Source organism: Ruegeria sp. HKCCD7296 (assembly GCF_013110775.1).
GTDB lineage: Bacteria > Pseudomonadota > Alphaproteobacteria > Rhodobacterales > Rhodobacteraceae > Ruegeria.
Genome location: NZ_WVRF01000001.1, coordinates 410,834 through 423,020, shown reverse-complemented (window position 1 = coordinate 423,020; position 12,187 = coordinate 410,834). Strand labels below are relative to the sequence as shown.

Here is a 12,187-nt window from a genome sequence, read left to right as displayed (position 1 = left end):
CGGTTGACTGTCGTATTTTCATTGCAGGCCCCAATCCCCGCCAGGCATCAACCCCATTTGTTGCAACTGTTTCCAGCCGGTATAACGGACTGATTGTGGAGTCCACATGACCGGCTGATTAATGATCCCGTCATAATACGCCGCAAATTGGCTTGGATCATGAAAGTGCTGGCGTCGTTCTTTTTCCGATTTGGACTTTTCAACAATCTCCGGCAGGAATTTTGTGTGCAGCAATACTCCCGAAGGCGCCGCTCCACCGGGCCCATCATAAGCTGCGTTCAGGTGGCGCGGCAGGGCCGAGTGGCATGAGTTCACATACGCATACCGCCGCGACCAGCGGATCAGTGGAATCTTGTTCAGAGTGGGAGAGCGCTGCCGCGTTTGGGTGAAGAACATCCGTTCCCTTGCGCCGCCTTGAACCCACAGATTGCCAATCGGGCTTTGTCGCTCTGCGCGATATGGCCCCGCATCGAACCAACACAGCAGATTTGTTGGGTCGGTATCCGGATCATAGGTGTCACGGCCCAACGGACCTTTGGGATAGAGGTCCAGCATCAACGCGCCAAAACCCACCCGGCCTTGTTGGTCCAACCGGGCTGTCAAATCCTGTAGCGGCCTGGTATCGCACTGGGAATAAACCAACAGCTCATCCGCATCGACCATAAGACACCAGTGCGCGTGTCCATGCCGCATCTGGAGCCAAGTCAGCCAATCCAGACCAAATCGTGATCCCCGATAGCTTGAATAGGTTTGCCAGACAGAAACATCTGGTTGATCCAAGAGATACTCTGCCGAGCCGTCATCGCTGCCATTGTCGACGACCAGAAAGTGGCGCACACCCAACTGGCGGTAGTGGCGAAGAAACCAGGAAAGGCGGGTCATTTCGTTGCGCAGAGTGGTAAAAGCCAGCACGTCACCAGCGGGGATCTTGCCGGTCCGATCGTTCAGGCAGGTCAACTGGTTCCGGCTGCGAAAGGATCGCCACAGAAGCCGCCGACGTTTCCAGCGCAGCTGATACTTTTGCCGCCAGTCGATCTTGGGCAGCTTTTGTAACGCGCTGAAGGTCAATTTAGCCTCATTTCTCGTAGTGGCCGTTCTGATGCCAGCGCCAGGCATCCGCTATCATTGTCTCTAACGTGGAGCGTTTTGGCATCCATCCCAGTTCAGTTTCAGCCCGAACAGAGCCCGAGACCAGCTTTGTACAATCGCCTGCCCGACGAGGCCCGGTTGAATAAGGCACAGGGCGGTTGGTAACGGATTTGGATTGCTCGATTACCTCCAACACGGAAAATCCTGATCCGGTGCCCAGATTGAAAACACGGCTTTCCTTGCCTTGTTCCAGCCATTCCAGCCCCAGAACATGCGCGTCGACCAGATCGCAGACATGTACATAGTCGCGGATACATGTGCCGTCGGGGGTGTCATAGTCGGTCCCAAAGACGGTCAGGCCTTCGCGTTTGCCGTCGATCGCATCCAGCATCAGAGGGATCAGGTGCGTTTCGGGCTGGTGGAATTCACCAACGTCTCCGTCAGGGTCTGCCCCGGCAACGTTGAAATAGCGGAAAATGACGTGGCGCAGGCCGTGGGCCGCTTCGAAATCTTTCAGGATATCTTCGATTGCACGTTTCGATGCACCATAGGCATTCAGTGGATACTGCGCGGTGGATTCATCCAGAACCACGTTGTCATGTTCACCATAGGTGGCGCATGTGGACGAGAACACAAAATTCAAACACCCGGCTGCAACCGCAGCTTCGATCAAGGTCAACGAACCGGTGACGTTGTTTGACCAGTACAATCCGGGCTGCTTCATCGCGTCGCCCACCTGGCTTAGGGCCGCAAAATGCATCACGGCTGCCGGTTGGTGTTTGGCAAACACCTCGTCCAGACGCGCGCGGTCCAGCAGGTCGCCCTGCTCGAAAGGGCCGTATTTCACCGCATCCTGCCAACCCGTGACCAGATTGTCATATGTCACAGGCACATAACCCGCTTGCGCCAGCGCTTTGCACGCGTGCGAGCCGATATACCCTGCACCGCCAGTAACAAGGATAGTTGTCATGATGCGTCCTTTAAAACGAGTTAACTATACTTAAAATTTGAGCACCGCCGGATGTCATGGGGAAAATCGGTTATTCCAACCCCATCGCCGCCATCATCTCTTCGATCTTTGAGACATCCTGCGGGTTGTTCAGTTCCCAGAACTGGCGGCCCTTGGCCTCGACTTCGACGCACAGTACCTTGCGGCCGTTCTCCATGAACCGAAGCTGCTCCAGGCCTTCCAATTGCTCGAGCGGGCCGGTGGGCCAGCCTGGATATGCGGCAAGCGCATCGGGCCGATAAGCATATACGCCCACGTGATGAAACACCGGGGTCGGCTCGTCGCCTGCATAGGTCTGCGAGGTAAACGGCACGACCTCTTTCGAGAAATACATCGCGCTGTGATCGCGACCGAACACAGCGGTGGTTCCTCCGACACGGTCATGCTTTCGGTCGTTCAGCAAACTGTTCAGCGCGTCGCCGTCACAGCGCAGCACAGGCGTGGCCACACCAGCATCCGGCGCCGCGCGCAGGCCCGCGATCAGGTCTTCTACAAACCAGTGTGGCGTCAGTGGCGCGTCGCCCTGAAGGTTGACCACCATATCATACCCAGCCCCCAGAACCTCATGCGCTTCGGCGCAGCGTTCGGTGCCGTTCTGACAGCTTTCCGAAGTCATCACCACTTCGGCCCCAAACCCTTCCGAGACCTCGCGGATACGATCGTCATCCGTTGCAACGACCACCCGATCAACGCCCGAGACAGACTTGGCTGCGCGCCAGGACCGTTCGATCAGCGTCATCGCAGTGCCTGTGGCACCAGATAGCGGCACCAACGGCTTGCCCGGATAGCGGGTCGAGGCATAGCGGGCGGGGATGGCAATCAGAACAGACATCAGGCTTCCTTTAGTTCAACACCCGGAGCGTAGGCGATAAAAAACGGGTTGGCATAGCCTTCTTTGCCATAGAGCAGCGGCGAATGGTCGTCAAAACGCACCACCTGGCCACCGGCCCCGGCCAGAACCGCGTGGCCTGCCGCTGTATCCCATTCCATTGTGCGACCGACACGTGGGTAGATATCCGCTTCACCGGTGGCCACCAGACAGAACTTGAGGGAAGACCCTGCGCTTTTGCTGTCTTTGGCTTGGTACTTGCTGATGTAATCCTCGGTCGCCTGATCCCTGTGGGATTTCGAAGCCACGACCAAAAGTGCCGAATTGTCCGGTTTAGAGACTGAAATATTCGTCAAATCACCAGGTGTGTCCTTGTCAAATGCGCCGGTTTCCTCGACCGAACGGCCATCGGCTTGTGTATAGAACATACGACCGCGAGCTGGGGCATAAACAACACCTCGCGTTGGTGTTCCGTTTTCGACCAGCGCAATGTTGACGGTAAAGTCGCCACGGCGGTTGATGAATTCTTTGGTGCCGTCCAGCGGATCAACTATCAGGAACGTATCACCTTTTTCCGAATGCGAAGCCGCCTGTTCTTCAGTGACCAGCAGAATATCCGGGAAAGCTGCGCGCAAACCGGCGGAAATCAATGCGTCTGCAGCCTCATCTGCCTCGGTTACTGGGCTGGAGTCAGATTTGACTTTGACATCGAAATCATCTGCCTCATAAATCTCCATGATCTTATCGCCTGCCTCGAGGGCAAGACGTCGGATGACTGGGATAAGCGCGTCATAGGTCACAAAAATGCTCCGTTCCTGTGGTTTGTTGATCCAAACTCATGACCGACTTATGATGTGGCGGTTACGGAACGGCAAGATATTCATGCCAGATTGAGGGCGACGAGGCAGGAAAGACCTTCGAGTGTTTTACTTCAAGCGCAATCAATCGCTGCTGGGCGGCGCGTTCACAACTGCTGAGCTTGTGTTCCATGCTGTTGTCAGAAATGTGCGGGCACAGCACCCGAATGCGGTTATCGCCATTTTGATTAACGTCATACAACTGGTGGTGATGTGCATGGTGTTCTACCTGCTGATGACATTGCTGGGTCGGGGTGGCATAGCCAAGATCAGGGGTGAATTCCTGCTGTATATCCTGTCCGGCGTCCTTCCGTTTATGATGCATATCCAGTCGATTGGGTCGATTTCCGGGGTTGGTTCGGCCAACAACCCAATGACGCTGCATTCACCAATGAATGCGATGGTCCTTATCCTGGCGGCGGCTTTCGGCACGCTGTACAAACAGGTGATGGCCATGTGCGTCCTTCTGTTCATTTACAATGTTGCAGTCGCCCCTTTGGATATTGAGAATCCCGGTGGTGCCTTTGGGATGGTTTTACTGGCCTGGTTCACCGGATGCGCGATCGGGCTTGTGTTCATGGCGATCAAGCCCTGGTTCCCGACAACCGTTACTATGCTGTCAAACATTTACCGCCGAATGAACATGGTGTTTTCCGGTAAAATGTTTGTCGCAAACACGATGGGCGGATGGTTGTTGATGATGTTCGCCTGGAATCCGCTTTTTCACATCATTGATCAGTGCCGCGGTTTCATTTTTCAGAACTATTTCCCCCGCAACACCAGTTGGGAATACGCGCTTTGGGTCGGGATCGCCTTGTTGATGATCGGCTTGATGGGTGAATTCTTTACGCGCCAGCATGTGTCGCAAAGCTGGAACGCCCGCCGTTAACGCGCCACCCGCAACGTCAGATTGATCCGCCCGCCCTTGGGCAACAAGCGCGACGATCCGAACCTGATCCGGTCCACCCCGTGATATGCCAACCGTGCGGACCCACCCATAACGACCACATCCCCCGAGCTGAGCCAGATCGACTCGGTCTTGCCGCCGCGGGTGGTGTTGCCAATGCGAAACAGGGCGTCATCGCCCAGGGAAATTGACAACACGGGCCAGGAAAAATCAGCCTCGTCCTTGTCCTGATGCAGGCCCATCTTTGCGCCTTCGCCATAATAATTGACCAAACAGCAATCCGGCTCATGTTCCGTGCTGACCAAGTCATGCCAGATACCCAAAATACTGTTGGGAATGCCGGGCCAGATGCCGCCCTTGGGATGCTGTTCCTGATAACGGTAGCCTGCCTTGTCTGTCACCCAACCCAAATCCCCGGCCGAGGTCATGCGCACCGACATCTCTTTGCCCGAGGGCGTGACGGGGCGAAACAAGGGCGCGGATTTCAGAATCGGCCGCAGATCAGCGATGACCTGCGTCTGGGTGGCAGGATCCAGATGGCCTTTTCTGATGTCGAACCCCCGCAAAATCAGCCGCGCCATTCCGGAAACCCCAATCCTTTCCAAATCCTTGCCAAAAAAGGCCACAGATTCCCGAAAACCTGCCTTTTACGGTGCTTGCAGGCCCTTGGTCTCGCCCTTATATACGCCGGGACGCGCGATGGTAGTGCTGTCGCGCACATCAGATCGGGGACGGGATGCCGTAACGGGTCCGGTTCTCGAGACATCGCCTTGAAGAGAAAGGGATTGCAAAAATGGGAAAAGTAATCGGGATTGACCTCGGAACCACCAACTCGTGTGTGGCCATCATGGACGGCTCGCAGCCGAAGGTCATCGAAAACGCAGAAGGGGCGCGGACCACGCCCTCGATCGTCGCCTTCACCGAAGATGAGCGACTGGTCGGTCAGCCTGCAAAGCGTCAGGCGGTCACCAACCCCGACAACACGATCTTTGGCGTCAAGCGTCTGATCGGTCGTCGTGTGGATGATGCAGAAGTCGAAAAAGACAAGAAAATGGTGCCGTACGCCATCGTTGATGGCGGCAATGGTGACGCGTGGGTCGAGGCCCGCGGTGAAAAATACTCCCCAAGCCAGATATCGGCCTTCACTCTGGGCAAGATGAAGGAAACCGCCGAGAGCTATCTGGGTGAAGAAGTCACACAAGCAGTCATCACCGTACCGGCCTACTTCAACGACGCACAGCGTCAGGCCACCAAAGACGCCGGTAAAATCGCCGGTCTGGAAGTGCTGCGGATCATCAACGAACCGACAGCGGCTGCTCTGGCCTATGGTCTGGACAAGGAAGAAACCCAAACCATCGCGGTTTATGACCTTGGTGGTGGTACCTTCGACGTGACCATCCTGGAAATTGATGACGGCCTGTTCGAGGTCAAATCGACCAACGGTGACACCTTCCTGGGTGGTGAAGACTTTGACATGCGCATCGTCAACTACCTGGCGGATGAGTTCAAAAAGGAACACGGTGTCGATCTGTCCCAAGACAAGATGGCCCTGCAGCGTCTGAAAGAGGCCGCTGAAAAAGCCAAGATCGAACTGTCCTCGACCTCGCAGACCGAAATCAACCAGCCGTTCATCTCGATGGGTTCGAACGGTCAGCCGCTGCACATGGTCATGAAACTAACCCGTGCCAAGCTGGAATCGCTGGTGTCGGACCTGATCAAAAAGTCGATGAAGCCTTGCGCTGCCGCTCTGAAAGACGCCGGTCTGTCGGCTGCTGACGTGGACGAAGTTGTTCTGGTTGGTGGTATGACCCGGATGCCAAAAGTGATCGAAGAGGTCACCAAGTTCTTCGGGAAAGAGCCGCACAAGGGTGTAAACCCGGACGAAGTGGTTGCCATGGGCGCCGCCATTCAGGCCGGTGTTCTGCAAGGCGACGTTAAAGACGTTGTTCTGCTGGACGTGACCCCGCTGTCGCTTGGCATCGAGACACTGGGTGGCGTGTTTACCCGCCTGATCGACCGCAACACCACGATCCCGACCAAGAAGTCTCAGGTCTTCTCGACCGCCGAGGACAACCAGAATGCCGTGACCATCCGCGTGTTCCAGGGTGAGCGTGAAATGGCTGCGGACAACAAGATCCTGGGTCAGTTCAACCTCGAAGACATCCCGCCCGCACCGCGCGGTATGCCTCAGATCGAGGTGACTTTTGACATCGACGCCAACGGTATTGTCTCGGTTTCGGCCAAAGACAAAGGCACCGGCAAAGAGCAGAAGATCACCATCCAGGCTTCGGGCGGTCTGTCCGACGAGGACATCGAAAAGATGGTCAAGGACGCCGAGGAGAACGCGGAAGCCGACAAGGAACGCCGCGAACTGGTCGACGCCAAGAACCAGGCGGAAAGCCTTATCCACTCGACCGAGAAGTCGATGGAAGAGCATTCCGACAAGGTCGACCCGACCACCATCGAAGCCATCGAGCTGGCGATCGCCGCTTTGAAGGACGAGCTGGAGACCGAGAATGCCGACAAGATCAAGTCGGGCATCCAGAACGTCACCGAAGCGGCCATGAAGCTGGGCGAAGCCATCTATAAGGCGCAAGCCGAAGAAGGCGAAGAAGAGCCCGCAGCAGCCGACGCCGCACCGGGTGACGATGACATTGTCGATGCCGAGTTCGAAGATCTGGACAACGACAAGCGTAACTAACGGGTAACCGGGCCAATTCGGGCCGGTCCGGTTGCCGGGCCGGCCCGATTACGTTGAGGCAGAAGGAAACACTGATGTCAAAACGCGACTATTACGATGTGCTCGGCGTAGCCAAAGGTGCATCGGCGGACGAGATCAAAAAGGGTTTTCGCAAGAAAGCCAAAGAATTGCATCCCGACCGTAACAAGGGCAACCCGGATGCCGAGGCGCAGTTCAAGGAAGCGAACGAAGCCTATGACGTGTTACGCGACGCCGACAAAAAGGCCGCTTACGACCGCTTCGGCCATGCCGCTTTTGAAAACGGCATGGGCGGCGGCGGGCGTCCCGGCGGCGGCTTTGGTCAGGGCGATTTCTCCAGCGCGTTCTCGGACGTTTTCGACGATCTGTTCGGCGACTTCATGGGCGGTCAACGCGGTGGAGGCGGCGGCCGTCGCGCCGCGCGCGGCTCTGACCTGCGCTATAACCTGCGCGTGTCGCTGGAAGAGGCGTTCTCGGGCCTGCAGAAAACCATTAACGTCCCCACCGCCGTGGCCTGTTCGTCCTGTGACGGAACCGGCGCTGAAGGTGGCGTTGAACCCACAACCTGCCCCACTTGTTCGGGCATGGGCAAAGTGCGGGCGCAACAGGGCTTCTTTACGGTTGAACGCACCTGCCCGACCTGTTCTGGGCTGGGTCAGATCATCAAGAACCCCTGCAAATCCTGCCAGGGTTCCGGCCGTGTCGAAAAAGATCGTGCTTTGTCCGTCAATATCCCAGCTGGTGTTGAAACCGGAACACGGATTCGGCTGGCTGGCGAGGGCGAAGCTGGGATGCGCGGCGGTCCTCCGGGCGATCTCTATATCTTTGTCGAGGTCTCCGACCACAAACTGTTCGAACGCGACAGCGTAAACCTTTATTGCCGGGTTCCGGTTAGCATGGCCAAGGCCGCGCTGGGCGGTTCGATCGAAGTTCCGACCATTGATGGTGGACGGGGCCGTGTCCAGATTCCAGCCGGCAGTCAGTCAGGTCGCCAGATGCGCCTGCGTGGCAAAGGCATGCCGGCTCTGCGTGGTGGTGGTGTTGGTGACATGTTCATCGAACTGGCGGTGGAAACTCCGGTCAACCTGACCAGCCGCCAGAAAGAGCTGCTGCGCGAGTTTGAGGACTTGGGTGAAGACAACCACCCGGAATCCAAAAGCTTTTTCTCTTCCGTCAAATCCTTCTGGGACGGAATGAAAGGCTGAGACTGAGGCGGCGATTGCCGCCTCTTTTACGTTTTGACCGTTGTAAAAATCAAAACGACATGGCTTCGTTTGGCACTATCTGGTTTCCAGCCAATCCATGAAACGCATCGACCAGATCGCCGTTCCCAGACCTGCAATCTTGAACGGGCGATAGGACATGGCCCGCACCGGTGTTGTTGGAAAGGTCAGAGATTCAGGGTCAGCGCCCAGGGCACGCTCGGCCAGAACGCGGCCCATCACATGTGACATTGCAACGCCGCGCCCGTTGTAGCCTAGCCCGATTAAGAGGCCCGGCTGCGGTTCATGCAGGTGAGGCAGGTGGTCGTCGGTAACCGCGATGCGCCCGCCCCAATGATGGGACCAGTTGGCTCCTTTCACCTGAGGAAAAACGCGTTCGGCGTCTCGTTGAAGCCAATCGAAACCGCCCAGGTTGCCCGCGCGGTCCATGCGGCCCAACCCACCGTAGACCAACCGATTGTCTGGCTCTCGCCGTGCATACATAATGATCCGTCGGCTGTCCGAGATTGTGTGCCCCTGTGGCAGGATCGAAGCAATGACGTCTTCCGGCAACGGGTCTGTTGCAATCTGGATCGGGGTCAGAGGCATGATGCTGTTGGGTAGTTTCGGCACCAGTGGGCCGGTATAGCCGTTGGTTGCAACGATCACAGTGTCAGAGGTGACCGAGCCTTGATCTGTGCGCAGTTGCCACTTACCGCCGACCTTGTTCATCGAGGTGACAGCGCTGTTTCCAAAAATCGAAACGCCGCGTTGTTGGGCGGCACCTGCCACGCCGCGCGCCAGCATCATTGGCTGTACGGCGCCACCGCGTGGGGTCACGACACCACTGGAATAGGCAGCAGTGCCCGAGGTGATTCGCAGATCATCCCCACGTAGAAGCTCCATTCCTGCGCCAAATTCGTTCCAGGCTTTCACGTCCACCTCGGCCTTTTGCAATGCCCGGTCATTATGCAGTACCCTCAGCCAGCCCTTCTGCCGGGCTTGGCACGGGATCTGATAGGTGTCGATCAACGAGAACAATTCGTCGGCGGAATTCAGAGACGCTTCGGTCAGACGCTCAAAATAAGTCTGTCCCAGCATACGCTGTAAGTCTTTGGGTGAGTTGAAAGGCAGCATAGGATTGACCTGCCCGCCAGTGCGCCCCGATGCGCCCCAGCCTACATCACCGGCATCGAGTACGACGGCTGACGTACCTGCCTCGGCCAAGGCCAATGCTGCGCGCAGACCGGTGAAGCCAGCGCCCAGAATGGACACGTCCGCGTGCAGATCGTCGGTCAATTGTGGGCTGTCGGGCATTGACGGCGCAGTGCTGGCCCAAAGCGAGTTCGGCCGCGTGGCCATGGCAGGTGGTGTTGCGAACATAAAAATCTCGTATATCGGAACAATAATTCCAATGTTCGATAGCATCCGTCAGGTCGTCAAGTGGAAGTTTTCGGGTGCTTCCCCGCCGATCCGACTACAGATCTCGGCAGCGGTTTGTTTCAGCAAGTCAAGGCTGGCAAGCAATTCCTCTGGCGTGTCGTCTGCCGTCAAAGTCCAAACAGAAAGACAGGCGGCGACTTTGCCCTGATCATTCCAAATCGGAGCGGACATGCCCATGACCTGGAGAAATTCCTCTTTCACGACAACCGCATAGCCCTGATTCCGAACGACACCCAAGTCGGTCTCAAGCTCTGGCAGGTTGGTCTTTGTGTATTCGGTGAACTTTTCCAACCCGGCCGAATCGAGCACGGAATTGCGCTGTTTTTCGGGCATAAACGCAAGGAAAACTTTGCCTGCGGCTGTGCAGTGCAGCGGTGCGTGGTCGCCTGCACGCGCTGCGTACCGAACCGAAACATTATTGGTTGTCCGCAGGTACAAAATGGTATCGCCATCCAAAACAGACAGCGCAATGTTCAATCCTGTCGCTTCGCTGAGGCGGTCAACAGGTTCGGCGACAACCTGCTGAAGATCCGGGTGTCGAAATCCGGCGCGTGCCCATTCTTGAAATCGCGAGCCAGGTTTGTAGGTTCTGCCGCTTTTGTCGTATTCGACCATCCGCTCACTTTGAAGAACGGCAAGTACGCGGTGGCACGAGCTTTTGACCAAACCTGTCCGCGCAACGATATCCGAAAAACCCATAGGTCTTTTTGCGTGGGTCAGGGCATCCATGATCATAGCGCACTTTGCGACGATAGAGCTGTCTGTCGATCTTGCCATGCCCACTCCCATATCTACTGCATTGCAGAACTACGACGAGTTTTTAACCGTTTCAACTTTTGAATACGCTCACAGCAAAACTTGAAGAATAAACAGTTGACGAAAAGAATGCGTACTCACTAGTGTTCTATTTCAGAACACCTGTTCTGCACAACGATAGAATGAGAGGCTTCTTGATTGGCGGCGTGCAAAAAAGAAAAATACACGGCACAGTACCGTAAGGCGCACCCAATGCTCTCTCACAGTAAAACAGCGGAACGCGCTGTAAAAAAGTGACCCAACCGGAGGATACCATGAAAAAAACACTCGCCACTCTCGCTGCGACCAGTGTGCTTGCGTTGACAAGCCATGCAGTGCTTGCGCAAGACCTGGACGAAATCACCGTTGCATACTTCTTGGAATGGCCGCTGCCCATGCTAGAAGCCAAGGCCAACGGAACCTATGACGAGGCACTTGGCCTCAAGGTGAATTGGGTGAGCTTTGAAACCGGCACTGCGATGAGCGCGGCCATGGCCTCGGGCGATGTGCAGATCGCGGTCAGCCAGGGCATTCCGCCTTTCGTTGTTGCCGCATCCGCTGGTCAGGCGATTCAGGTGGTCGATGTCGCTGTGACGTATTCCGAGAACGACAACTGTGTCGTGTCGGAAGCGCTGGAGATCGATAAGGAAAACGCCAGCGAGCTGGCAGGCAAAAAGGTGGCTGTGCCACTGGGTACCGCCGCGCACTATGGCTTCCTTCGCCAGATGGATCACTTCGGTATCGACTTGGCCAGCCTTGAAGTTGTCGACATGGCCCCGCCTGAAGGCGCTGCGGCCCTAAGCCAGGGCGCAGTTGATTTCGCGTGTGGCTATGGCGGCGGTCTGTCCCGGATGAAAGAGCACGGCAACGTTCTGTTGACCGGTGCCGAGAAGGAAGAACTGGGTATTCTGGTGTTCGATGTGACCTCGGCCCCGGAAAGCTTTATCTCGGAAAACCCTGAGCTGGTCGCCCAGTTCCTTCAGGTAACTGCGGATGCAAATGAGCGTTGGAACTCGGGTGCGGGCGGTGATGCGATGCTTGAAGTTGTTGCCAAAGAATCCGGCATGGATCTTGAAGGCGCGCGCGCGGCCATCGGGACGATGGGTTTCCCCAGTATGGATGATCAGCTGTCGCAGAAATGGCTGGGCGGCAATGTGCAGACCTTCATGAAGGGCGTAGCCGACGTGTTTGTCGAGGCCGGCAGCATCGACGGTGCGCTGGACAGCTATGCCAACTCGGTCAACACCGAGCCGATGACGATTGCCGACGGCAAGTAACAAGGTTTGGCGTGGCGCATTTCCATGCGCCCGCCGATCCTCCCCCGGCAATCGGGCGTG

At 56.6% G+C, this 12,187-nt stretch carries 11 protein-coding genes; 4 read left to right on the top strand and 7 right to left on the bottom strand.

Going from position 1 to position 12,187, the window contains the following annotated elements; genetic code table 11:
* Window positions 1-18: 18 nt before the first annotated feature.
* The 4 genes from GS632_RS02120 to cysQ all read right to left on the bottom strand — a co-directional run bounded on the left by GS632_RS02120 (window position 19) and on the right by cysQ (window position 3,727).
* Window positions 19-1,068: a glycosyltransferase family 2 protein gene (locus tag GS632_RS02120; protein WP_253284411.1), complete on the bottom strand. Its 1,050-nt coding sequence runs from the start codon at window positions 1,066-1,068 to the stop codon at window positions 19-21.
* A gap of 7 nt (window positions 1,069-1,075) precedes the next feature.
* The gene (gene galE / locus GS632_RS02115) at window positions 1,076-2,059 is read right to left on the bottom strand and encodes a UDP-glucose 4-epimerase GalE (RefSeq protein WP_171178603.1); all 984 of its coding nucleotides are present in this window, start codon (window positions 2,057-2,059) and stop codon (window positions 1,076-1,078) included.
* A 70-nt stretch (window positions 2,060-2,129) separates the two neighbouring features.
* Window positions 2,130-2,930: a manno-octulosonate cytidylyltransferase gene (locus tag GS632_RS02110; RefSeq protein WP_171234662.1), complete on the bottom strand. Its 801-nt coding sequence runs from the start codon at window positions 2,928-2,930 to the stop codon at window positions 2,130-2,132.
* Window positions 2,930-3,727 carry a 3'(2'),5'-bisphosphate nucleotidase CysQ gene (gene cysQ, locus GS632_RS02105; RefSeq protein WP_171234663.1) on the bottom strand — a complete coding sequence of 266 codons (798 nt, stop codon included), beginning with the start codon at window positions 3,725-3,727 and terminating at the stop codon, window positions 2,930-2,932. Before cysQ ends, GS632_RS02110 begins: the two co-directional genes overlap by 1 nt.
* Before the next feature lie 121 nt (window positions 3,728-3,848).
* Here cysQ and GS632_RS02100 point away from each other — a divergent pair, with 121 nt between their 5' ends.
* Window positions 3,849-4,673 (top strand): ABC transporter permease, encoded by an 825-nt coding sequence (locus tag GS632_RS02100; protein WP_171620389.1) that lies wholly within the window; start codon window positions 3,849-3,851, stop codon window positions 4,671-4,673.
* Here the strand turns inward: GS632_RS02100 and GS632_RS02095 are convergent.
* On the bottom strand, window positions 4,670-5,272 hold the full coding sequence (locus GS632_RS02095; RefSeq protein ID WP_171721585.1) for an alpha-ketoglutarate-dependent dioxygenase AlkB: 603 nt from the start codon (window positions 5,270-5,272) through the stop codon (window positions 4,670-4,672). The two genes, GS632_RS02100 and GS632_RS02095, sit on opposite strands and share 4 nt — an antisense overlap.
* 212 nt (window positions 5,273-5,484) lie before the next feature.
* Here GS632_RS02095 and dnaK point away from each other — a divergent pair, with 212 nt between their 5' ends.
* On the top strand, window positions 5,485-7,392 hold the full coding sequence (gene dnaK, locus GS632_RS02090; RefSeq protein ID WP_171178593.1) for a molecular chaperone DnaK: 1,908 nt from the start codon (window positions 5,485-5,487) through the stop codon (window positions 7,390-7,392).
* Window positions 7,393-7,466: 74 nt separating this feature from the next.
* Window positions 7,467-8,615 (top strand): molecular chaperone DnaJ, encoded by a 1,149-nt coding sequence (gene dnaJ, locus GS632_RS02085; protein ID WP_171721586.1) that lies wholly within the window; start codon window positions 7,467-7,469, stop codon window positions 8,613-8,615.
* 75 nt (window positions 8,616-8,690) lie between these two features.
* Here dnaJ and GS632_RS02080 read toward each other — a convergent pair whose 3' ends face one another.
* Complete coding sequence (locus GS632_RS02080) at window positions 8,691-9,995, bottom strand: FAD-binding oxidoreductase (RefSeq protein ID WP_171721587.1); 1,305 nt, start codon at window positions 9,993-9,995, stop codon at window positions 8,691-8,693.
* Window positions 9,996-10,043: 48 nt separating this feature from the next.
* Window positions 10,044-10,832 (bottom strand): IclR family transcriptional regulator, encoded by a 789-nt coding sequence (locus tag GS632_RS02075; RefSeq protein WP_245222876.1) that lies wholly within the window; start codon window positions 10,830-10,832, stop codon window positions 10,044-10,046.
* 293 nt (window positions 10,833-11,125) lie between these two features.
* Between GS632_RS02075 and GS632_RS02070 the strand changes: the two genes are divergently transcribed.
* Entirely contained in the window at window positions 11,126-12,127 is a 1,002-nt protein-coding gene (locus GS632_RS02070; RefSeq protein WP_171178586.1) for an ABC transporter substrate-binding protein, read from the top strand.
* Window positions 12,128-12,187: the final 60 nt, after the last annotated feature.

Bases quoted from the DNA above. Each gene is read 5' to 3' on its own strand.
- galE (WP_171178603.1), bottom strand. From the start codon at position 2,059: ATGACAACTATCCTTGTTACTGGCGGTGCAGGGTATATCGGCTCGCAC.
- GS632_RS02110 (WP_171234662.1), bottom strand. From the start codon at position 2,930: ATGTCTGTTCTGATTGCCATCCCCGCCCGCTATGCCTCGACCCGCTAT.
- GS632_RS02095 (WP_171721585.1), bottom strand. From the start codon at position 5,272: ATGGCGCGGCTGATTTTGCGGGGGTTCGACATCAGAAAAGGCCATCTG.
- dnaK (WP_171178593.1), top strand. From the start codon at position 5,485: ATGGGAAAAGTAATCGGGATTGACCTCGGAACCACCAACTCGTGTGTG.
- dnaJ (WP_171721586.1), top strand. From the start codon at position 7,467: ATGTCAAAACGCGACTATTACGATGTGCTCGGCGTAGCCAAAGGTGCA.
- GS632_RS02080 (WP_171721587.1), bottom strand. From the start codon at position 9,995: ATGTTCGCAACACCACCTGCCATGGCCACGCGGCCGAACTCGCTTTGG.
- GS632_RS02075 (WP_245222876.1), bottom strand. From the start codon at position 10,832: ATGGCAAGATCGACAGACAGCTCTATCGTCGCAAAGTGCGCTATGATC.
- GS632_RS02070 (WP_171178586.1), top strand. From the start codon at position 11,126: ATGAAAAAAACACTCGCCACTCTCGCTGCGACCAGTGTGCTTGCGTTG.